This is a genomic window from Metabacillus malikii (assembly GCF_030813355.1).
In the GTDB taxonomy this organism is placed as follows: domain Bacteria; phylum Bacillota; class Bacilli; order Bacillales; family Bacillaceae; genus Metabacillus; species Metabacillus malikii.
The window spans coordinates 78438-100461 of the sequence record NZ_JAUSUD010000003.1 but is presented as its reverse complement, the minus strand read 5'-3'; the positions used below and the strand labels follow the sequence as shown (position 1 = coordinate 100461).

Below are 22024 nucleotides of genomic sequence, written 5' to 3'. Positions count from 1 at the left end.
ATACATGCAAACTAATTACGTAAAGGTTTTCCTTTTAAAAGCATATGCTGCATTCGTTGCTGAGACTTTGCTTCAGAAACTAGACTTAAAAATGCTTCCTTCTCTAAATCTAGTAAATACTGTTCATCGACTTTTGTTCCGTACGGGACGCTCCCCCCTGCGATGACATGTGCTAATTTTTTTGCGATTTTTAAATCATGCTCTGAAATAAACCCTGATAAATACATCGATTGTGCGCCTAAAAGCATCGTTGCATAGCCTGTTTCACCAACAACAGGAATTTTTTCACGTACTGGCGGCAGATACCCTTCACCATATAGTGTTAACACACGTTGTTTTGCATCGTACAATAAATGGTCACTGTTCATACTTATCTTGTCGCGTTGATTTAAATATTGAAGCTCAAATGCTTCTGCCCCCGAACTTGATACTTTTGCCATCGCGATTGTTTCAAAAACTTTATTTGCAACAGCTTGTAAATCCAAATCCGTATAATTAGGAATACTATTTAATTGTTTAATATAGTATTCTTTGTTTCCGCCTCCACCTGGTATCAGTCCTACCCCAACTTCAACAAGACCCATATACGTTTCACTTGATGCTTGAATACTGCTTGCCGGCAAACATATTTCAGTACCTCCACCTAAAGTCATTGCAAATGGTGCTACAACAACCGGCTTTTGGCTATACTTAATGTTCATCATTGCCTGCTGGAATTGCCTAATGACGAGGTCAATTTCATAGTAATTATCGTCCTGTGCTTCCATTAAAATCATACCGAGATTGGCACCGACACAGAAATTCTTTCCTTGGTTACCAATGACAAGCCCCTTGTAATTCTTTTCTACTTCAGTTATTGCGTAATTAATCATTTGGATGATGTCGAAGCCAATTGCATTGCTTTTTGAATGGAATTCCAATAATGCGACATCATCACCTATATCAATTAAGCTAGCCCCACTGTTTTTCTTAATGACTCCGTTTACTGCTTTTGTAGTTTTTAAGTTAATCACTTTTTGATTTTGCTCGACTTGTCGATATTGTCCATTGTGATAGAAAAATTGAACGCCATTTTCCAATCTGTAAAATGCTTCGTTGCCCTTTTCAAGCATGTTTTTTACCCAGTCCGGCACATCTAAACCTGTCGTTTCCATCAACGTTACTACTTCTTGAACTCCTATTGCATCCCATAGCTCAAATGGGCCTAATTCCCAGCCAAACCCCCATTTCATTGCACGGTCAATCGCAACAATATCATCAGCAATTTCACCGACTAGTTGTGCTGAATAGACAAGGGTCGGTAAGATGATATGTTGGAGTAGTTTACCGGCTCGGTCTTCTGAAAAAATCAGCGTTTTTAATTTATTTTGTAACCCTTTCGCCTGTTTAGCGAATTCAATAGAAGCTGCTTGCAACTTCTTTTTCGGTTCATATTCCATTGTTTGTGGATTTAACTCAAGGATTTCTTTTCCAGATTTATAATAAAATCCTTTACCTGCTTTACTACCTAACCAGCCATTGTCTAGCATTTCCCTCATAAATTGAGGTATTTCAAAGACGTCTTTTTCCTGACCTTGGACTTGGTTATAGACATTGTCTGCCACATGTGCAAAAGTATCTAAACCAACAACATCAAGGGTTCTGAATGTTGCGCTTTTTGGTCTCCCGATTAATGGGCCAGTGATTGAATCAACTTCACCTACACTGTAACTACCAGATAACATCTCGTTAACTGTGACAAGTAAACCATATGTTCCAATCCGATTCGCTATAAAATTTGGGGTATCTTTAGCGATAACGACTCCTTTTCCAAGAGTGTCCTCGCCAAATGTTTTCATAAATGTTAGGACTTTTTGATCTGTATTTGCTGTAGGAATTAGTTCTAATAACTTTAAATAACGAGGAGGGTTAAAAAAATGTGTGCCAAGGAAGTGCTGTTTAAAGTCTTCTGTTCGCCCTTCTTGCATGGCCTCAACAGAAATTCCAGAAGTATTTGAGCTAATAATGCTCCCTTGTTTGCGATACCTGTCGACGAGTGCTAAAACCTTTTGCTTAATCGCTAAATTTTCGACGACTACTTCGATAATCCAATCAACCTCAGAAAGTTTATGCATATCGTCATCGAAATTTCCTGCCTCAATTAAGTCAAGGTTCTTTTTTACGGTTAGAGGTGCTGGTTTTTGCTTTAGTAGCTTTTTTCTTGAAGTATTGGAGAGACGATTTCTAACTTCACTATCGGCTAAAGTTAAGCCTTTATTTTTTTCTTCATCAGTTACTTCATGTGGAACGATATCTAACAGTAAAACAGGGATGCCGATATTTGCTAAATGCGCGGCTATACCTGATCCCATTACACCGGAACCTAGTACAGCAGCCTTTTTAATGCGGTCAATCATGCTTTTTCCCCCTTTTTTTGAATGAATACTCATTCATTTTGGCTGTATAAAAAAATAACTCGTATAACTTTGAGTTCTTACTATTAAATATAAAAGATTTCCATTATTTCTTCAATACATTTCCTCCTATTTTTAAATAAGAGGGTTCCCTTTTGGTCATTCTAATCACTTAGGGAGGTGATATGAAATGGCACGTCTAAAAAAGAATCCTTCGAGAGCCGGGGTTAGTGCAGCTAGTGTAAAAGGAAATGCTGGCCCTACAGTTGAAAAAGCTGGTGGCGGTAAACGTACTAGCCAGAACCAGCAATATAAACAGCATAATATGGACCATGATTAATAAATAGCTTGCTGAGTAGTTGCTCCATAAGAGAAGGTTCCTGCTTCTGTTATGGAGTTTTTTAGTTTATTTCCGAAACAACCCTTTTAAAACAAAGGCTACATTCGCTGGTCTCTCTGCTAATCTTCTCATAAAATAACCATACCAATCCGTTCCGTACGGGACATAGACACGCATTCGATACCCTTCCTTCACAAGCTCAAGCTGTTTTTCAGGCCTTATCCCGTAAAGCATTTGGAACTCAAATTGGTCGTTAGAGATACGATGTGTCTTAATAAGCCTCTTCGTATAATCAATGATTGCATCATCATGTGTTGCAATCGCTGTAAAATTACCATTTAGCAGGTGCATTTTAATGATTTGTTGGAAATTTTGATCAACAGCTTTTTTATCAGGAAATGCAACTTTTGGTGATTCCTTATATGCTCCTTTTACTAATCGTAAGCTAGCGTTATAGTGATTCAATTCATCAATATCCTGAATCGTCCGGTAGAGATAGGCTTGTAAAACAGTGCCAATATTTTGAAATTCACTACGTAACTGTTTAAATATTTCAAGTGTCTTTTCACATCTTGAATAATCTTCCATATCAATTGTAACAAATACGTTTTCATTCTCAGCAGCACTTAAAATTCTCCTCATATTGCATAAGACAACTTCTTCAGAAATATCTAATCCCATTGAAGTTAGTTTTAATGATAGTTGCGAATTCACAGGATTTCTACCAATCGCTTCAATTGCTCTAATTGCTTGATTTGCTACTTCATTAGCTTCATGTTCATCCTCTATAAATTCTCCTAAATAATCAAGCGTTACATCTAAACCGTTATTGTTTAATTGTTCAATTGCTGTTATGGCTGATTCAATTGTTTCTCCTGCTACAAACCTTGATGCACCAAATTTATGGCCATACTTTTTTGCTAGTTTTGTCATCGTCTTATTTCTGGATAAAAACATGAAAGAGTTTCGAAGTAATTTTTCCATAGTGAAAACCCTCCTCTTTTGTTTTTAGCCCACAGATAAATTGCCTGCACACCTATGACTATACATTTGCTTCGCCTATTAATAGCTTATGTCCACTGGTGTTTATAAGTGATATGGCACTTTAAAAAGAGATGACATTTTTTAAGAGAGGTAATGATTTTCATTAATGACATTAAAGAAAGAGGTGGTTTAATTTCCTCCAAGATAGGTAATATGCTATAAATCCATTTTATTCTGTTTCGAAACGGGATATGTCCTTGTGTAGTGAAAAGATTAATGAATTAGCACAATTTCTCAGTTATTTATCAACAATCACAGTAAATTCATTTTCTGTATGAAAAAGATTTGTTCGTGGGAGAATAAGCTTGAAATTTTGAGGAGGTCGACAACAATGCAAGAACAAACGATGAACCAACAACAAATAATGCAACAGCCGCCTAGTGTCTTAACAACAAAGGACCAAATGTACTTAGCAGATATGCTTTCTTGGAATCTACTTGCAATGAAAAAGGCACACTTTTTTGCGTCACAATGTCAAAACGAGGAATTAATAACTGAGCTTGAACAAGTTGGACAAATGCACAGCCAGCATTATGAAAAAATTTTAAATCATTTACAAATGCATCAACAACCAACATCTGGTTCACAACTTCAATAGGAGTGATTATGTTATGAATGAACATCAAAAAATAGCAAACCAAGAAACGAAAGTACCAACAGGTCCTAGTATGAATGACCGAGATTTTATTAACGATATGCTAGCTACCGAAAAGTATATGACAGGTGCTTATTCAATCGCTTTAAACGAAGCGAGTCATGAGGATTTATACAAGGATATTCAATCAATATTTAATGAAACACAAAATGCACAGCGTCGTCTCTATAATACGATGTTCAAACATGGCTGGTATAAGCTTGAGACAGCAGAGGCTCAGAAGCTGCAGCAAATCCATCAGCAATTTTCAAATTATTTTAAAGAACAGTCACCTTATGGGAACTTAACACAATAATCCTATACGAAGTGAAAATAATCGATAGAAAACAAAAAGGCCGTTCCTCTAACTAACTGATGGAGAGAATAGGCCCTTTTTCGTTATCATTCTTAAGCTTTTAATAAAAACTTGTCTTGACTCATCAGATCCCGGTGTTCATTAACATTCAACATTCACGATTCCTTTGAATTTGATGCTCGATGCTGTTCATTCATTGTTTTAATTTCTTCAATCACTTTTATCATTGCTGCTTTTCCATCAGGATATGACACGTTCCAATGTTTTGCTAACGGAGGCATTGATTTTGAAATATGAGTATAGAGTGCCCACATTTTAACCTTTTCTGTTAATTCCTCAGTTGCTTCCCCTAATAGTAATTCAGTGTATTTTTCAAGTAGACCGTCAAACTGCTTACGAAACTCTTCATCCATGTTTCAACCTCCTGACTATTTATGTTTCTTACATACCAATGGACAATTTTGACAACGGTCTTGATTCGTAGAAGTTAAATAAAATAAGCAACATGTCTTACGCATCCTAAGATTATTTTCTTTTTTTACATAAAATGGTGTTAATGGATTGCTCGTTTCACCGAAAATATCAGCTGATGCCTCATTTATCACATAATGAAAGTCTTTTCGTACAATTTCTCTACGCTCTTCTGACAAAGACTCTTCTAGTAATGATTCATACATCCAAAAAATATATGTCGCAACATTCTCCCAAAGAATCCGCTTAGATAAACGTGCATATTGCGCTATAGCTGTAATGACTTTAGAAATATTCTCACGAAAAAGCTGACTAACAATCGTTGATCGCCATTCATCTCGATCGCCGTTTGGTAATGTAACATCAAGTTTATGAAAATAAAAGCTCGGCAACCAAAAAGGACCTGTATCATTTGTTTGAACGGCTACCTGTTCAAGGGAACTATTTATTCCTTTATCATAATGACTCATCGCATGTAAAATAAGTGCTGCTAAAAATGCATAGCTTTTCACTAACATTGAACCAATGACATGTTGCTTATCTGTGTTCAACTTGTCCGCTAAATCCTCGTGGAAAATGGCCTGTAATTGTTCAGGACTTAAAAAGTCTACACCACTTCTAGATTTTGCGGCTTTTTCCGTGGATAACCGGAATTTTTTTAACGCCTCTATTTCAGTATGTGTTAACATCGTCATTTAAACTCCTAATCATAAAATTACCCATCGTACCTCTTATTATTTTAGCAAAGAGTGATGAACCTGAAAATCATTTTCATTTATGTATCTATTTAGCGTTCCCCGTAGACTTATATCCAGATACTAGTCAATAAAACATTCTTCCTTAATATATCAGTTTATATAATCTAAATTAATAGTTCAAATGAATGACCATTAGGTAAATAGACGCATTTATCATAACTATTTAATAAGTATAAATTCCTGAATATGACAATATATCGTTTCATGTCGCCTTTTTCCTTTATAATGTGTTAGGTAAATAATCAGCAAAGGTGTGAAACTGGTGGATAACAAAAAATTAGTATTAGCAACTATGTTAGCGACATCGTTACTTTTGTCTGCTTGTGGTAGTAAAGAAGAAGCCGCAAGTGAACCAAAGGAAGAGGAAAAAAAGACCGAAGAAGTAAAGAATGAAAAAGACTCTTCAAATGAGGAAGAGAAAGAAATAGAAAAAGAAGAACCTAAAAAAGATGAAAATGAAAAAGAAATAAGTGATAATGAAGTATTTAATCCAACTATCGGCGAAGAAACAGAGGGAAATGTTGAAGTTATCTATACAAATCCTTCCGCAAACTTCATTCATGATTTGGATGGATTTAAAATTGCTGTAGATAAATACCAAATCGTTAAGGTTAGTGATATTAACGAAGCTACCAAAAGTTACTTTGACGACCAAATTGAAGGCTACGTCGTTACAGCAAATGTAACAATTGAAAATGGTACAGATAAACAAATGTATTTTAACAATGTACATAAAATCCAAATGACAAGTGATTTTGATTACATCTCAGCAAGAACGAACTATTTCATTGCTGAAGATAAACAAATTTCGAATAATAAAAAAAGTGAAACAGTCTCATTATACGAACCAGGTGAAAAAGTTTCAGGCCTACTCACATTTGTTTTCACAAACGAAGAATATGAAACATTAAAGACTGTAAAGCCAAAGTATATTATTGAAGGTGGATTAGCAGATAATCCAGAATTTAAAGGCAGTAACGGAGCTGAGTCACCAGCTTACGACTTCATCTATAGTGATGAACAAGCGAAGGAAGTTTCCGAGCAACCTAATTTTTATCAAGATCGACTAACGACTGATAATATGGCTGATAAGAAAATGATTTTCGAAAAGCTGGATATCAATGATACTCAACAAATTGATAAAGTAAATATCACTCTTGAAGGTGTTCAATATACTGAAGTTCTTCCAACTGAAGCAAACAAAGAGAGATTCGTAAATTTCGGGGACAACGGTATCGTTGCTTTAACAGTTAAGTTGAAAATTGATAATCAATCTGACATCCCGCTAAATCTTAGCAGCCTTGGAACAATTTTGAGTGTTGATGACAATCGTGCAAGAGTTTTAAGTCAAGGCATGGTAGAGCCTAGTGACCCTCGAGAAATTGTAGCAGGTGCTCAAGGTGAAAAGCTTCATGTGTTCTTATTTAGAAAAGATGAATTTGGCATCTATAAGAAATTTACAATGGAGTTCGGACCATTTAAATTAGAAAATGGTCAAGATGCATTTAAAGGCAGAAAATTAACATTTGAATTACCACGATAAACATCACTATTTTACTTGCTAGTTTCTTCAATTATCAGCAAAATAATCAATCATTAACAGGTCCAACTCTTACTCAAACATCAATTATAGAATGAAATGCAAACCAACATTCTATAGAAGTTTTGAAAAAGGAGTTGGACCTTTTTCATTCATACTATCCTATTAATATATCTTCCTTTGGATATGAAATTTTGCAATGTGATTGTTTCGTTAGTGAATAGATTAGAGTTAATGGACCTAATTTTCCTAGAAACAACAATATAATCAATATCTGTTTCCCAAGTGGCGACAAATTGTCTGTAATCCCTGTTGAAAGACCTACAGTACTAAATGCTGAGACAACCTCAAATAAAACCACGATAAACGACGTATGTTCCGTAACCATTAATATCATAACTGCCACAATGATTATAATTGAACTAATCATAGTAATAGCTAACCCTTTTAAGAGGACATCTTGAGAGATTTTCCTTCTCCATATCGTTATTTCAGCTTTACCTTGTAAAAATGCAAATGTAGCTAAGAAAATGATGAAGGCAGTCGTTACCTTAATTCCACCTCCAGTTGAACTACTCCCTGCACCGATAAACATTAAAATAACAGTTAGAAATAGAGTCGATTCATGTAAACTCCCAATGTCGATTGTATTAAAACCGGCAGTCCTAGGTGATACTGCTTGAAAATACGATGCCCACAGCTTTTCTGATAAAGATAATTCACCTAATGTTTTTGCATTATCGTATTCTAGTAAAAAGATCATGAACATAGCGAATAGATTTATAACGATTGTCCCTACAAGCATCATCTTCGTATGCAGTGTCAGTTTTTTATAAGTGCGCTTCTGATATAAATCAATTAATACAGTAAAACCAATTCCCCCAATGATAATAAGGGTTGTAACAACTATATTAACAAGGGGATCTCCTACATACGCCATTAAGTTATTGGGCATAAGAGCCATTCCTGCATTATTAAAAGCAGAAATCGCATGAAAAAAACTATAAAACAAACCTCTATATACGCCATACTGTGGTATCCAGCGAAACGCAAGAATAAACATAGCGACAAGCTCAATTGTAATAGAGAAAACAAAAACATATTTTACTAGCTTTAACATACCGCCAATAGATGTTTGATTAAATGCATGCTGGAGAACAATCCGCTCCTTCATTCCAATCCTTTTCCCTAGCATCATAAAGATAAAAATCCCAAAGGACATAATTCCAAGCCCACCTAATTGAATGAGAATCGCAATAATAAATTGGCCTGTTAAAGTGAATGTCGACCCGATATCGACTGTTGCTAGTCCGGTGACCGTCATGCTTGAAGTCGCAGTAAATAACGCATCTAAATAAGTAATCGATGTATGCGTCGAAATGGGTAACTTAAGTAGGATGGTTCCCATTCCGACTGAGATAAGAAACACGAGCATTAATAACTGTGAAGGATTGAGCTTAACGACCCTTTTTGTTTTCATGATTACATGCCTGCTTCTTCAAAATGGATAATATCCTGATTCTTACCGATTATTAGCAATACATCCCCAAGAGCGATTTTTTCATCTACGCTAGGTGATACGCAAATATCTTCACCACGCTGGATGCCAACAATATTACAGCCGTATTTTGTAGCAATATTTAAGTCAGACAATGTTTTATTGCATAATTTTTTCGTTGCAACAACTTCTACTAAGCTATAATCTTTTGATAACTCAATATAATCAACCATCTTTTCAGATATAATGTGATGTGAGATTCGTTTTGCCATATCTCTTTCCGGATGAATAACTCGGTCAACACCAATTTTTTCGAGCACTTTGTGATGATAATCATTTTGAGCCTTCGCCCAAACCTTTGGTACTCCTAATTCTTTCAGAAGTAGAGAGGTTAAAATACTCGCCTCTAAGTCATCACCAAATGATACGAATGCATGGTCCACATTTCTTACCCCAAACTGTTTTAAAGCATTTTCATCGACTGCGTTAGCTTTTACAGCATGTGTAGCGTATGGAGCATATTGTTGAATTTTTTCATGTGATTTATCGATTGCAAGAACTTCAATCCCCAACTCGTGGAACTCTTTCACAAGGCTGCCGCCAAAACGACCTAATCCAAAAACAGCAAATTGCTTTTTATTCACAAAAACTCCTTCTTTCACCGATATCTCAGTTTTCCATTAGTGTTTGATTATTAACGAAATTGTATTCGTTTTTGCAATTCATATACACTAGTAAGTCCAATAAATCTTGTTGTCAAAACGACATTACCCGAGATTGTCTAAATTAATTGCGTGGACCTCCTTTTGTGTCTACCTACCAGTTTATGAATACTGATAGACGTGAAAAATCCACAAAGGTATATGACCCCTTGTGGATTTTTTGAAACTTTCACAAGTTCACTCCCTCAATACGCTGACGAGGTTAGCTGTCGGATTCGGGCAATGAGAGTTAGCCCTACGCTTAACTTTAATAGATTAAGCGATTCACCCCTAAGTCATTAAAGGACTACAATAGTTGGGTCCCCCGTTCCTAATAGGATTTAGCGATATTTATTTAATTGATGAAAGTATCTTACTCCCTCTACATGCTTGCAGTAAAGGTATATATTAAATTAAAAATGGCCAAATAGCCCAATTTCAAGTCATTTTATCGCTTACATACTCTATTCTCTCAGCAATACGTTTTTTTTTATTCAAAGTTTGGTTTTTAGTTTATATTTTATTTGAACCGATACAGTGTGTTTGCTTTTTTATTTGAGGTCACGCCGTTTCTCAGTTTCAGAGACAATTAACGCACAAGTCGCATCACCTGCAATGTTTACAGATGTACGCGCCATATCCAGCAGACGGTCAATACCGATTATCAAACCAATTCCTGCTACTGGTAAATTCACTGAACTTAATACCATCGCGAGAAGAATAAGCCCAACACCAGGAACTCCAGCAGTACCAATGCTTGCTAATACTGCGGTTAGAACTACGGTAACTAACTCCATAAAAGTTAAATCTACATGATACACTTGGGCAATAAATATTGTCGCAACACCTTGCATAATTGCTGTTCCATCCATATTAATTGTCGCACCTAAAGGTTGAACAAAGCTACTAACTGACTCTGATACATCGAGCTCTTTTTGAGCAGTTTCCATCGCAATTGGCAATGTAGCATTACTACTTGATGTACTAAATCCAACAACCATAACAGGTGCGAATTTAGTAAAAAATTTGATTGGGCTATATTTTCCTAAGAAGAAGATTGCGGAACCATAGGTAATCACTGCATGGATAAATAGTGTCAACAACACGACGAACATATATAAGCCCATTGCTTTTATAGCAGATAAACCTTGACTACCTATCGCTGACGCAATTAAACCGAATGTGCCGTATGGAGCAAATTTCATAACAAAATGTACTAAAAACATCATTAATTCATTACCCTGCTCACATATTTCTAATAACTTATCAGCTTTCTTACCAAGCATCGTTATCCCTAAGCCGATAAAAAGAGAAAAGACAATAATCTGTAGCATATTACCTTCAACGAAAGCTTGAATCGGATTCGCAGGAATGATGTTTAATAATGTTTCCGCGGTAGATGGAGCCTCTTTCGTTTCGAATGTTACACCTTCTGTTTGGAATTCCCCAACATTCCCTGGTTTTATGATGCTAGCTAATGTAAGTCCGATTGTAATGGCAATCGCTGTTGTAACCATAAAAAAGCTGATTGTTTTCAAACCAATTCTTCCTAATTTTTTTGGGTCTCCTAGACCTGTTACACCAAGGGTAATCGAGAAGAAGACGATAGGCACGACGAGCATCTTTATCAAATTTAGAAAAGTCTGTCCAAGTGGGTTAAATAGATACGTATCCAAAAATGGAAAGGTTGAAGGAATCAATAAATTTATGAATAAACCAACGAGCGCTCCAGTCACTAACCCAATCATTATTTTCGTCGCTAGCTTCATATAAATCACCTCATCTCTGTTTCTAAAAACTTTCTGACATCATATCTATTTCTGCCTCCTGCGCTGAAGATAGAAATACCGTAATCTTAAAATACAACGAATCTATGTGATAATTTTCATGACTTAGCATTGATTCAAAATTTAACTCATTGCATTACTTTTTCAAATATCGCCATCCTTTATACATTCTTTGGCTTTTATACATATTTCCCTGACTGATTAAACTTAAACCTGTTTCATTCCCTCTTACTTCCGAGAAAAGAAAAAAAGACTAAACCGTTATGGCTTAGTCTTTACCGAACTGATTTCAGTTTTTACTGTTGATTTGTTGACTTCATGATCTTCTTCGTCCATTAAACCTTTTGTAGCCATTTTAAATTCTCTCAATGTTTTACCTGCAGCTTTCCCTAGTTCTGGAAGCTTTTTCGGTCCAAAGAGCAATAGAGCTACAAATACAATAAGCATGATTTCGCCAAAGCCTAAATTCATATTGAACACTTCTTTCTTTAAGCTTACTATACATCCACAGACAATAAATAACATTATCTTTTGCCTAAATTATAATCGATAGCGCGGCTATATGCAAAATCTTTATCAGGAACGTTATTTACAGTTTAGGCAATTCAAATTTGAGTGTATTTAACAAAAGGATTTTTTCTAAAAGATTGTGGATTTTTGCACTAACCTTTTATTAAGGGTTTGTTGGAGCGTAAGTGCGAGACTCCTGCGGGATGCGTGGGAGAGGTGAGACGTGAGCAGGCGTTTACGCTGAGGAATACGAAAAGCGTAGGCGGCTTGCCCATCGACGTACAAACTGGAGGGGCATCGACTGAGATAAAGGAATCACGATGAGCCGAATGGCGAATCGATGATGACTTATCGTAGGGAGGTGACCTGAAGTTTGCTTGTTCGTGCCGCCGGAGCTAGACAGGCTCACCACCCACCCCGCGGAAAGCGAGTACTGTAGCGGAGGCAAACCCTAAACGACAACTCAGTTAAAAGCAACAATGTTTACGAAAACAGCCTAACAAAAAAAAGTATCAAATTAAAGTCTTCTAGTTTGTGTAAAAAACACACCAGCCAATAAAAAGGCAATAACTAATGAAATCGGTACGATAAACCGCAAATGGTCTTCTGTTTCTTTTTGGTTTTCTGCCGTGACTTGTTCACTCTTTAGCTTCTTACTCGCTTCCTCAGTTTCAATCAATGTCAGAGGTTTTGTCATAATTGTTCTGCCATCTTCCCCGGTAATGACAAGCTTGCCAGATGGGAGAACTTTTTGATTCGTCACTTCTCCAATTTTCTTCGTAAACATAACATCCTCATTTACCGTATATTGCTTATTGTTTTCATCTTCGAATTGTTTCGTTGCAATCATTTCTGTTTCAAATTGCTGAAAGCCATAGTCAAATAATTTTGTCGTATCCTCATAAGTTTGATGATCATACATCGTATTCAAAACAACGGCAATTAAACTAATATTTTCTTGCTCAGCAGTCGTTACTAACGTGAAACCTGACTCATTTACAAAGCCATTCTTTCCACCCGTAATTCCCTCATAAGATGAATCTCTTACCATTAAATGATGATTAATAATCGTTGTATCCCAGCTCTCACCTTTCCATGGTAATTCCTTTGTGTTGAAAATCTCACGAAACACATCATTTTTCATGGCATATTGAGTAATTTTCGCCATATCTGCTGCTGTCGTTACATGTTCAGGGTGAAATAGCCCGTGCGGATTTGAAAAATGAGTCTTTTTAACACCAATTGTTTGTTTTAAATAGTCATTAAAATCTATTACAAATTGCTCAAGTGTACCACTCAAATGTTCAGCAATTGCAACACCGGCGTCATTACCGGAATTTATCAACAGACCTTGTACAAGCTTTTTCAAAGGTACCTGTTCTCCAGGTTCTAAATAAACTCTCGTCCCATCAACATATCTCGCTTCTTCACTTACTGTCACAATGTCATTTAAGTTTCCCTTTTCAATAGCATAGATGGCTGTAGCAATTTTTGTGATACTAGCCGGCGCTAAAGGCTCTTGACTGTTTTTTTCATAAATAACCTGACCTGATTTCTCATCAATTAGAATTGCAGACTGACTGATTAATTGCAAATCGTCACTTGAATTTGCACGAATTATATTTGGGTATAAGCTTAAACATATTGTAAAAATCATTAGAAATGCTACTGATTTATTTATCATTGTCCAATACCTCTCATTTTTATCAATCCACTATAGAATACCAAGTGACAGCATAAAAGATCAATGTCAAGAACTAGAAATCCTAGGACAATAGTTCTAATATTAACATTATTCTTCTTCATTTTGATAAGTCCGCTTCGTTCATATATACCAAATAATTGAGAAAGAAAGGAAGTTGCTAACTTCATAACAAATGGATAACAAATTGACAATCGTAATAATGGTAATGTCTTTATTACAATTCCCTGCCTGAACGGCACCGATTTTGGTCATAACATGTTGTCATTATATTTGATAAGAAGGAAGTCCTATTTCTTAAAAAGATTTTTTACACTTTTTTACGTTGCAGGCAATTTTGGTATTTTGGACTAGTTCGATATTGAATTAGTAATATCTATGCTTAAGCTAATTTTATGTAAATCCTATTCTTGAAGTTTGCTATATTGAAAATGTTCGAAGAAAGGTGAGAATCGTGTGTTGTCTACGAGGCTAGCTTTCTAAATATAAGTAGTCATAGGAAAACTTTTTACAATTCAATTATTCCTATGTTTACTTTGAGGGGTCTAAATCTCTCATGTTATGTTCATGATTTTTTTCAACTGGAATGCTACCACCACTTAACTAATCTACAATTCAGTATCAATTATGTTTATCAAAATGAGTATTTGTGCAACAATAGTTTTAATGTTTACTATTGAAATTGATATATCGGAGGTGTGGACCCCTGTCTCAAAAAACAAAAAATGATATTGCTTGGGAGACGTTGTTTGACCGTCATCATATACTTCATCATATTAATCGTGACGGCTATTATAAAATTTCAGCTCGTGATATCCGCATGGAACGTGAGCCTCGGTTAATGTGTAAGTTTGACCATCGCATACATTTAGCAAAACCTTTTAAAGATTATAAATTGTCGATTCTCCCTATTTCCCGTTCAGAGTATATCATCGGCAGCTTTGAAATCTTTCAAACAGTAAAATACAACAATGAGCTCACGCCGACGCGCGTTAGTATTCCAGATTTTATTGATACGATAAAAAAGGACGACCTTTATTCAGAGAGCTCGGCACTTCATGCTGCTCATGTTTCCGGTATGTTTCAACGATTATTAGGCTTGCAAAATGATGTACCCTTACTTCAAACAGTTTCAGGTCGTATGGGTTCAAAAAACTTTCACTTTGATGTAAATCTTGTAAAAGGTGGTTCATTTCCAATCAATGTAGAGAGTGCGCAAATTGAAATCGATGGCGGATATGAATCGAAAGAAGATTTTGTTATTGTCGAGGCTAAAAAGGAGATGGTGAAAGACTTTAATATCCGACAGCTTTTTTACCCTTATCGTGTTTGGAGTAATCGAACAACGAAAAGAATACAGCCGGTTTTTTTCACGCATTCAAATGATATATTCAGTTTCTTCATCTATACGTTTGACAATGCTGATACGCTAGGGTCAATTCGACTTGTTGAACAAAAGGATTTTGTTATCAGTGATGAGAAAATATCAATTGAAGAGATTGTTGCAATTACGCGGAATACACAAATTGTACAAGAGAGTCGCGAAATACCCTTTCCACAGGCAGATACTTTTGAACGTGTTGTTGATTTGTTAGGCTTATTGTACGAGAAGAATTTGACAGCTAATGATGTAGCAGAAAATTATGATTTTAATATTAGGCAGTCCTATTATCACGCAGATGTTGGTGTCTATTTAGGACTAGTCGAAAAGGTCAAGAAAGAGAGGATTACATACTTCCGCCTAACTCAAAGAGGGAGAACATTCATGTCAATGTCGTTCAAGCAGAAGTACCTCGCTCTTGTTACGTCGATAATGGAGCACGCCCCGTTTAAGGTTGCATTTTTGGAATGGCTCCAAAATAATCGCCGTTTAAGTACAGAGCGTTGCATCCAAATTATTAAAGAGCAAAATGGCAATGTAAATCCAGATACATCAACAATTAAACGTCGGGCACAATCAGTCAAAAAATGGTCTGAATGGATTTATCGCTTGACTCAGTTATAAAAAGCTCAGCCCTTATGCCCGAGGGTCTGAGCCTATTTTTTGGTACTATGTAATGCTATTTATGTTTCTTCGGCATTTTTTCTGAAGAATGGACATTTTCTTCCATCATGCCATCTACAGTTCCTTCCATATAATTATCTGAAGCCTGTTCATGTGTCGTTGCCAGACCTGATGATAATTGATTATCACGTCCATAATCCTCCACCTCAAAAAATTTACCAGCTAATTTTTCATTTTCTTTTGATTTTGTCATTTGAAACATACCTTTCATTATTATTTTAGGAAGGGTCTACCTCGTCATTTGACAATGTGACTACTTTTGTTGATTCACCCTCTGCTACTTCTGAAGATGTTGCTTTCTCATTAAGTTCTTCATCATCATCTATACCAGGTGCAACTTTATCGACATCGATGTCATATTTATTCTTTTTCATTCTTATCACCTCTCGCCATTTATCATCCCCAAACGATTGCTAAATTATCATGTTCATTACACCTTTAATGGTAAACATTTAGTACGCAAAAAAGCTGGCCGATTGACCAGCTTTCTATCTATATAAACAGTAACGAAGGGTTCCTATTTAAGATTTACGCATTTGTTGCATCTCGATTTGTCAATTTTAAAGACACAGTCATTTTTTCACCATTACGGTAAATCGTTAATTGAACTTCTTCACCTATTTTAGTTTTCGTATAAAGGTATTTTCGCAAGCTTGTTGCACTGGATATTTCCTCTCCATTCATTGCAACAATGACATCCTGTTGTTGTAGGCCTGCATCCATCGCTGGTGAATTTTGTGAAACACTACCAACAATTACACCTTCCTTTACATCTTCAGGAAGCTTCATATTTTGCTGTAAGTAGTAGGCTGGTACTTCACTCATTTCAACTAGCCCTACACCAATGAATGGCCGTTGGATTTTTCCACCCTTCATCAGTTCATCTACAATAGGAATCACTTCGTTACTTGGAATTGCAAATCCTAAACCTTCCACACCACTTTCACTTATTTTTAAACTATTAATTCCAATTACTTCACCCTTCATGTTAATAAGAGGGCCACCACTATTACCAGGATTAATTGCGGCATCTGTTTGGAGAACCGTCAATGCCCAATCTCCTTCCGAAGTGGTTACATCGATTGTACGGTCAACACCACTAATAATTCCTTGTGTGACAGTTCTTGAAAACTCCTCACCTAATGGATTTCCGATTGCAATCACATTTTCACCTGTCCGGAGATTATCCGAATCCCCAATATCAGCTACAACAGAAACATGCTTAGCATCTATTTTTAAAACAGCTATATCTGTTAATGCATCTGTCCCTACTAATTCCGCATCGACCTTGTCACCACTAAACAATGTGACTTGGATTGATTCAGCACCTTCTATGACATGATTATTTGTAATGACGTAACCTGCATCACCTTCTTTTTTGAAGATAACTCCTGAACCTGTACCACTTTCAACACTTTCACTATTAGACCTTTGTGAGAAATTTCCGAAGATATCTTTACTGTTTTGTGTTTGAATATTTGTAATTCCCACTATCGCTGGTGAAAGACTATCTACAATATCGGCAATCGAGTTCGCCTGATTCGATAGCTGCTCTGTTGAAATAACTGCAGATTTTGAATTGTCGATTTGCTCAAACGTTTCTACTGATGCAGCATTCGCGTTTGTACTCGGTTGTTCAGATTGTGACGTTGAATATGTTGTTACACCTAAAACTAAGGCACCACCTATTGCCCCGCTTATAAGTGAATTTAAAAATGGCTTTATACTTCGTTTCGGTTTCACTTTTTCAGTCGTTAAATCTGTTTCATCATAATATCCCATCATCTATTCCTCCTAGTTGTTATGCTCCTTGTGTGCTTACATATCCGCCGATTATGATTAAAGCAATAAGTAACGAAACTCCTGTAAATAATACCGCTCTCATATTAATGTTCATTTATGACCCTTCTTTCGTTTAATAATTTAGATTGGGTTTACCGTAATAAGATATATAAAATGTCTATTGTTAGGCTATTTTTATAAGTAACGTCCTTTACATGTATTACTATACGCAATGAGTTTGGGAGAAAAATGAGAGAATTGTGGGAAATTGTGAAATTCAACAACATCTTAGCTTTTTAGCTACAAAATCAACTTGTTGGATGTATAATAGCAACTGAGAGGATGTGAAAGCATGACTTATACCATCTACTTAGTAGAAGACGAAAACAATCTAAATGAACTATTAACGATGTATTTAAAAAATGAAGGTTGGCTCGTCACATCCTGCACGACAGGGATGGAGGCAAGAAACCTTATCAATAATCCCCCGAATTTATGGATTTTAGATATTATGTTACCTGATATTGATGGTTACCAACTTATTCGGGAAATTAAAGCTGCCACACCGAATGTACCTGTTATTTTTATCTCTGCACGCGATGCCGATATTGATCGTGTGCTCGGACTGGAATTAGGTAGTGATGATTATATTTCTAAGCCGTTTCTACCGAGGGAGCTTGTCATTAGAGTCCAGAAATTATTGTCGAGAACGTATTCAGATGAATCCTCTGACGTAGTCATCTTGCCACCTTATCAAATTAACGAACAAGTTCGTATCGTTTCAAAGGATGGAAAAGAAATAAACCTTACCTCAAAAGAATTTGATTTATTACAATTGTTTTTGCATAATCAAGGGCAAGCATTTTCAAGAGATCAAATTTTAGTCAATTTATGGGGTACTGATTATTTTGGTACTGACCGGGTAGTCGATGATTTAGTCAGACGACTTCGTAAAAAGATGCCTGATTTAAAAGTAGAAACGATATATGGATATGGCTATAGGATGTTAAAGGGATGAAAAATAAATCACTAGCTTTCCAAATCTGGATTGTCTTTTCAGGAATCCTTGTTGCGATTTCGTTATTATTACTTATCCTATTTCCGACAACATTACGAAGCTTCTTTACGAAGGAAATATACAAAACGATTGAAAATGAACAGCTGATTGTCACGGATTACCGCGGCTCGAACATAGACCAGGACGATTTATTAGTCGAAATCCAGAAAGATAGGTCTGTTTCACATATGGTAATCCCAATGCAGCGGTCATTTATTTATGATGGTGAATTACCCATTCAGTTTATTAAACGAACTCAAGAACTCGCAGCAAATCAATCACGTTCTGTTGCTAGATATGAAGTGAATTTAAAAGACCAAACACTCTTTTATGTCATTCGGAAAATTATCTATGACGGTGAGGAAAGCTATTTACTTTCCTATTCGTGGGATTCGTATCGAAACGCACTTGTATACACACTTTTTAAACAACTAATGCTTGTGATGTTTTTTGTATTTATACTAAGTTGGATTCCGTCAATATGGCTTTCTAAGTATTTATCGAAACCACTCGTCAAGCTGGAACGACATGTACAAAAATTCTCAGAGCAGCAATGGTATGAACCTGTTGAGGTCGACCGCAATGATGAAATTGGGCGTCTAGGACATACAATTGAAAACATGCGCCAGCATTTAATCCGTAAAGACGAAGCACAGCAAACATTATTGCAAAATATATCTCACGACTTAAAGACACCTGTTATGGTGATTCGAGGGTATGCACAATCTGTCAATGATGGGATTTACCCAAAAGGAGATTTAACAAGTACGATGGATGTTATTGAGGAGGAATCTGAAAAGCTTGAAAAGAAAATTAAGGATCTCCTCTATTTAACAAAATTAGATTTCTTATCAACAAAAACACCAGCAAAAACACCTTTCCGACTCGACCAGCTAGTTTATGAAGAAGTTGATCGTATAAAATGGGCAAAACCTGAACTCGAATGGGATATTACACTAGAGGAAGCCACCGTTCTTGGTGAAAGTGAACAGTGGGAAAAGCTAGTTGAAAATCTTTTAGAAAACTCACTACGGTATGCGGTAACTGTTATTTCGATATCGATTAAAAATACTGATAACCAAATCGTTTTACGTTTTTGGAATGATGGCCCAATGATTGATGAAACGATAAAAGATAAGCTTTTTGAACCTTTCGAAAAGGGCCATAAAGGAGAATTTGGTATTGGCTTAAACATCGTAAAAAGAATTGCCAATTTACACAATGCAAGTGTATCTGCTGAAAACGAGAATGACGGGGCTGCCTTTTATGTAAAGCTACCAAAAGAGAATAAGTAAAACGGGTGCCATCATTGCACCCGTCTCGTTTTTAAAGGTTAGCTTTTACATTCGCTCGTCTTTTCAATTCTTCAATGACTTCCGTATGTTTTTTATTATCTAAGTTATAGAAATTAATATCGACCATCGCTAATAAAAGTATTACTGCTGGAATGACCGCAGTCGCAATCAATATTCCTAATAACGCATGTGATGTTTGTGTCTCATTTGCAACATACCCAAATTGAGATAAAATCACACCAGGTATAGCCCCACCTAATGCCATTCCACATTTAAAGAAGAAGCCGATAATTGCATAAATTAAACCGCTTAATCGTTTGCCTGTTACATATTCCCCATATTCAATCGTCTCAGGAACTAACGCCCACATAAATGCACCGGCAGTCAATGTTCCTAAAGCGGTTACAACACGGGAAATCAATATTAAACTAACCATACTAGTAGGGATAATTAATAATGATAATGTACCAATAATACTTAATATAAGTGATGCATTTAGCAATACTTTCTTACCGAGCTTTTTATTAAGATATGGAATTAATGGAATACATAAAAATGCTGGTAATGACCCTAATACTGTATATAATCCGACTAAATCCTCTCTCCCCATATTATATGTCACAAAGTAAACGCCGATGGAACTACTAATTGAGTTAACCCCAAAGATGAGGACAAAGAAAATGCTCAAAACAACAAGTGGTCTATTTTTTCTAAATTGCTCAAAAATATCTGAGAATTTAACCTTTTCCTCACTAACCGGTTTTACACGTTCCTTTGTACTAAAGAAGCAAAATAGCAGTAAAATCGCCCCAACAGCACCGATAATCCCCATCGTTAGCTGCCAGCTTCTTGACGGACTTGTAAATTCTCCAAAATAGCCTGATAAATAAGGAACAAAATAAGAAACAATCACACCACCCAAGTTAGCAAAAATCATTCTTACCGAGGTTAAACTAACAATTTCACTATTATTTGCCGTTATGGCAGGTGTTAATGCTGCATATGGAACATTGACGAATGTGTAAACAATTGAAAGCCCAACATATGTAACGTACGCATAAATTAATTTTCCACCTTCAGTAAAGTCTGGTGTTGTAAAGCAAAGGAAAGCTAACCCAGCAAACGGAATAGCCCAATACAATAAATAAGGTCTAAATCGCCCAAATCTCGTATTAGTGCGGTCAACTAACGCCCCTACTAATGGATCACTTATCGCATCTATAATCCGGACAACAAAGAACATTGTAGCAGCAGCACCCGCTGATATCCCATATATATTTGTGTAGAAGAATAATAAATAAATAGAAATCGTTTGATAAATTAAGTTACTTGCTAAATCACCTGAGGCATAGCCTACTTTTTCTACTAATCCAATTTTTGCGGTTAGTTGCAGTGAGGATTGCTTTTGCATCGTATGTCACTCCTTAAGTATTTATCTCGGTTGAAATATGCTTATTTTCCTCTTTTAACTCGCTAGTTACGAATGAAATGGTGCAATTTTCTAGTTGATTATCTGCTCAAGTATTCATGTATACTGCTATCTCACAAGCTTCCACATAGTCCATGTGCTTTGTAAGTGGTTCCAAACAACACTAAATTAGGCTAGTAATAAGCAATAATCTTTAGGCAAATCATAATCAATTAGTAAAAGGCTTACATTTGAGATTAAATATAGAACAATAAGCTGATAAAACGCATACAATTAAACTATCAATTTCTTATACTTTGTATAACCAATAAACTAACTTAGTTAAAAATTTATCATAATTTTGAACTATTATCAACCATTGATTATTAAAAACATGTAGAATTCTTTTCATTAAATTATATGAATAAAATAATATTTTCATAGTAATTGCATTGAATAAGTCGTTCCATCTGTAAATGACCTACGATAAATCACAATGAATAAATATAAGAAAATCAAATAAATTACACTAATTTCCGGACTTTAAACTTAGGGAATCACTTCAGAAAAATTATCATTCAGCCAAAAAAATGTTTCATATTTATTTTGATTCCTATAAGTAGATATCCTATATTATTATATATGAATATTATTTAGTTAGTTTAGTAAACAAAGTAAGTTTGCTAAATATTAGTGCCTACTAGTCTTTCAAATAGAAAAAAA

The 22024-nt window shown here is 35.7% G+C and carries 20 protein-coding genes and 1 riboswitch; of the genes, 7 read left to right on the top strand and 13 right to left on the bottom strand.

Annotation, left to right across the window (positions count from 1 at the left end):
* Nucleotides 1–11: 11 nt before the first annotated feature.
* On the bottom strand, nucleotides 12–2393 hold the full coding sequence (locus J2S19_RS04360; protein WP_307338403.1) for a 3-hydroxyacyl-CoA dehydrogenase/enoyl-CoA hydratase family protein: 2382 nt from the start codon (nucleotides 2391–2393) through the stop codon (nucleotides 12–14).
* A 190-nt stretch (nucleotides 2394–2583) separates the two neighbouring features.
* Between J2S19_RS04360 and J2S19_RS04355 the strand changes: the two genes are divergently transcribed.
* Complete coding sequence (locus J2S19_RS04355) at nucleotides 2584–2733, top strand: YuzL family protein (RefSeq protein WP_307337807.1); 150 nt, start codon at nucleotides 2584–2586, stop codon at nucleotides 2731–2733.
* Between the two features lie 66 nt (nucleotides 2734–2799).
* Here J2S19_RS04355 and J2S19_RS04350 read toward each other — a convergent pair whose 3' ends face one another.
* Nucleotides 2800–3717: a proline dehydrogenase family protein gene (locus J2S19_RS04350; RefSeq protein WP_307337804.1), complete on the bottom strand. Its 918-nt coding sequence runs from the start codon at nucleotides 3715–3717 to the stop codon at nucleotides 2800–2802.
* Nucleotides 3718–4108: 391 nt separating this feature from the next.
* On the opposite strand from J2S19_RS04350, the gene J2S19_RS04345 reads away from it, so the two are divergent.
* Both J2S19_RS04345 and J2S19_RS04340 read left to right on the top strand, forming a co-directional pair.
* The gene (locus J2S19_RS04345; RefSeq protein WP_307337799.1) at nucleotides 4109–4375 is read left to right on the top strand and encodes a hypothetical protein; all 267 of its coding nucleotides are present in this window, start codon (nucleotides 4109–4111) and stop codon (nucleotides 4373–4375) included.
* A 13-nt stretch (nucleotides 4376–4388) separates the two neighbouring features.
* Nucleotides 4389–4727: a spore coat protein gene (locus J2S19_RS04340; RefSeq protein ID WP_307337795.1), complete on the top strand. Its 339-nt coding sequence runs from the start codon at nucleotides 4389–4391 to the stop codon at nucleotides 4725–4727.
* Nucleotides 4728–4882: 155 nt separating this feature from the next.
* Here J2S19_RS04340 and J2S19_RS04335 read toward each other — a convergent pair whose 3' ends face one another.
* Complete coding sequence (locus J2S19_RS04335; RefSeq protein ID WP_307337792.1) at nucleotides 4883–5140, bottom strand: YusU family protein; 258 nt, start codon at nucleotides 5138–5140, stop codon at nucleotides 4883–4885.
* A gap of 15 nt (nucleotides 5141–5155) precedes the next feature.
* Entirely contained in the window at nucleotides 5156–5893 is a 738-nt protein-coding gene (fhuF, locus tag J2S19_RS04330) for a siderophore-iron reductase FhuF (RefSeq protein ID WP_307337789.1), read from the bottom strand.
* A 325-nt stretch (nucleotides 5894–6218) separates the two neighbouring features.
* Here fhuF and J2S19_RS04325 point away from each other — a divergent pair, with 325 nt between their 5' ends.
* Entirely contained in the window at nucleotides 6219–7499 is a 1281-nt protein-coding gene (locus J2S19_RS04325) for a DUF5068 domain-containing protein (protein WP_307337786.1), read from the top strand.
* A gap of 154 nt (nucleotides 7500–7653) precedes the next feature.
* Here the strand turns inward: J2S19_RS04325 and J2S19_RS04320 are convergent, their stop codons facing one another.
* From J2S19_RS04320 to J2S19_RS04300, 5 genes are all read right to left on the bottom strand, one after another.
* Nucleotides 7654–8976: a TrkH family potassium uptake protein gene (locus tag J2S19_RS04320; RefSeq protein ID WP_307337783.1), complete on the bottom strand. Its 1323-nt coding sequence runs from the start codon at nucleotides 8974–8976 to the stop codon at nucleotides 7654–7656.
* A gap of 2 nt (nucleotides 8977–8978) precedes the next feature.
* Complete coding sequence (locus J2S19_RS04315; protein ID WP_307337779.1) at nucleotides 8979–9638, bottom strand: potassium channel family protein; 660 nt, start codon at nucleotides 9636–9638, stop codon at nucleotides 8979–8981.
* A 253-nt stretch (nucleotides 9639–9891) separates the two neighbouring features.
* Nucleotides 9892–10052: riboswitch (cyclic di-AMP (ydaO/yuaA leader) on the bottom strand.
* Between the two features lie 194 nt (nucleotides 10053–10246).
* Nucleotides 10247–11464 carry a dicarboxylate/amino acid:cation symporter gene (locus J2S19_RS04310; protein ID WP_307337777.1) on the bottom strand — a complete coding sequence of 406 codons (1218 nt, stop codon included), beginning with the start codon at nucleotides 11462–11464 and terminating at the stop codon, nucleotides 10247–10249.
* Between the two features lie 279 nt (nucleotides 11465–11743).
* Nucleotides 11744–11953, bottom strand: a complete 210-nt coding sequence (locus tag J2S19_RS04305; RefSeq protein ID WP_307337774.1) for a twin-arginine translocase TatA/TatE family subunit — start codon at nucleotides 11951–11953, stop codon at nucleotides 11744–11746.
* A gap of 556 nt (nucleotides 11954–12509) precedes the next feature.
* Nucleotides 12510–13676 carry a D-alanyl-D-alanine carboxypeptidase family protein gene (locus J2S19_RS04300; protein ID WP_307337771.1) on the bottom strand — a complete coding sequence of 389 codons (1167 nt, stop codon included), beginning with the start codon at nucleotides 13674–13676 and terminating at the stop codon, nucleotides 12510–12512.
* Between the two features lie 694 nt (nucleotides 13677–14370).
* On the opposite strand from J2S19_RS04300, the gene J2S19_RS04295 reads away from it, so the two are divergent.
* Nucleotides 14371–15699, top strand: a complete 1329-nt coding sequence (locus tag J2S19_RS04295; RefSeq protein WP_370875051.1) for a type II restriction enzyme — start codon at nucleotides 14371–14373, stop codon at nucleotides 15697–15699.
* 55 nt (nucleotides 15700–15754) lie between these two features.
* On the opposite strand, the gene J2S19_RS04290 is transcribed toward J2S19_RS04295, so the two are convergent.
* From J2S19_RS04290 to J2S19_RS04280, 3 genes are all read right to left on the bottom strand, one after another.
* Nucleotides 15755–15952 (bottom strand): YozQ family protein, encoded by a 198-nt coding sequence (locus tag J2S19_RS04290; protein WP_307337765.1) that lies wholly within the window; start codon nucleotides 15950–15952, stop codon nucleotides 15755–15757.
* Between the two features lie 25 nt (nucleotides 15953–15977).
* Nucleotides 15978–16133, bottom strand: coding sequence for a hypothetical protein (locus tag J2S19_RS04285; RefSeq protein ID WP_307337762.1), 156 nt, complete (start codon nucleotides 16131–16133; stop codon nucleotides 15978–15980).
* 154 nt (nucleotides 16134–16287) lie between these two features.
* Complete coding sequence (locus tag J2S19_RS04280) at nucleotides 16288–17541, bottom strand: S1C family serine protease (protein WP_307337760.1); 1254 nt, start codon at nucleotides 17539–17541, stop codon at nucleotides 16288–16290.
* Between the two features lie 352 nt (nucleotides 17542–17893).
* Between J2S19_RS04280 and J2S19_RS04275 the strand changes: the two genes are divergently transcribed.
* On the top strand, nucleotides 17894–18559 hold the full coding sequence (locus tag J2S19_RS04275) for a response regulator transcription factor (RefSeq protein WP_307337757.1): 666 nt from the start codon (nucleotides 17894–17896) through the stop codon (nucleotides 18557–18559).
* The gene (locus tag J2S19_RS04270; RefSeq protein WP_307337754.1) at nucleotides 18556–19893 is read left to right on the top strand and encodes a sensor histidine kinase; all 1338 of its coding nucleotides are present in this window, start codon (nucleotides 18556–18558) and stop codon (nucleotides 19891–19893) included. Before J2S19_RS04275 ends, J2S19_RS04270 begins: the two co-directional genes overlap by 4 nt.
* A gap of 31 nt (nucleotides 19894–19924) precedes the next feature.
* Here J2S19_RS04270 and J2S19_RS04265 read toward each other — a convergent pair whose 3' ends face one another.
* Nucleotides 19925–21304: a glycoside-pentoside-hexuronide (GPH):cation symporter gene (locus tag J2S19_RS04265; protein ID WP_307337751.1), complete on the bottom strand. Its 1380-nt coding sequence runs from the start codon at nucleotides 21302–21304 to the stop codon at nucleotides 19925–19927.
* Nucleotides 21305–22024: the final 720 nt, after the last annotated feature.

Bases quoted from the DNA above. Each gene is read 5' to 3' on its own strand.
- J2S19_RS04300 (WP_307337771.1), bottom strand. From the start codon at position 13,676: ATGATAAATAAATCAGTAGCATTTCTAATGATTTTTACAATATGTTTA.
- J2S19_RS04275 (WP_307337757.1), top strand. From the start codon at position 17,894: ATGACTTATACCATCTACTTAGTAGAAGACGAAAACAATCTAAATGAA.
- fhuF (WP_307337789.1), bottom strand. From the start codon at position 5,893: ATGACGATGTTAACACATACTGAAATAGAGGCGTTAAAAAAATTCCGG.
- J2S19_RS04290 (WP_307337765.1), bottom strand. From the start codon at position 15,952: ATGACAAAATCAAAAGAAAATGAAAAATTAGCTGGTAAATTTTTTGAG.
- J2S19_RS04350 (WP_307337804.1), bottom strand. From the start codon at position 3,717: ATGGAAAAATTACTTCGAAACTCTTTCATGTTTTTATCCAGAAATAAG.
- J2S19_RS04270 (WP_307337754.1), top strand. From the start codon at position 18,556: ATGAAAAATAAATCACTAGCTTTCCAAATCTGGATTGTCTTTTCAGGA.
- J2S19_RS04305 (WP_307337774.1), bottom strand. From the start codon at position 11,953: ATGAATTTAGGCTTTGGCGAAATCATGCTTATTGTATTTGTAGCTCTA.
- J2S19_RS04280 (WP_307337760.1), bottom strand. From the start codon at position 17,541: ATGGGATATTATGATGAAACAGATTTAACGACTGAAAAAGTGAAACCG.
- J2S19_RS04355 (WP_307337807.1), top strand. From the start codon at position 2,584: ATGGCACGTCTAAAAAAGAATCCTTCGAGAGCCGGGGTTAGTGCAGCT.
- J2S19_RS04265 (WP_307337751.1), bottom strand. From the start codon at position 21,304: ATGCAAAAGCAATCCTCACTGCAACTAACCGCAAAAATTGGATTAGTA.
- J2S19_RS04285 (WP_307337762.1), bottom strand. From the start codon at position 16,133: ATGAAAAAGAATAAATATGACATCGATGTCGATAAAGTTGCACCTGGT.
- J2S19_RS04320 (WP_307337783.1), bottom strand. From the start codon at position 8,976: ATGAAAACAAAAAGGGTCGTTAAGCTCAATCCTTCACAGTTATTAATG.
- J2S19_RS04310 (WP_307337777.1), bottom strand. From the start codon at position 11,464: ATGAAGCTAGCGACGAAAATAATGATTGGGTTAGTGACTGGAGCGCTC.
- J2S19_RS04345 (WP_307337799.1), top strand. From the start codon at position 4,109: ATGCAAGAACAAACGATGAACCAACAACAAATAATGCAACAGCCGCCT.
- J2S19_RS04335 (WP_307337792.1), bottom strand. From the start codon at position 5,140: ATGGATGAAGAGTTTCGTAAGCAGTTTGACGGTCTACTTGAAAAATAC.
- J2S19_RS04340 (WP_307337795.1), top strand. From the start codon at position 4,389: ATGAATGAACATCAAAAAATAGCAAACCAAGAAACGAAAGTACCAACA.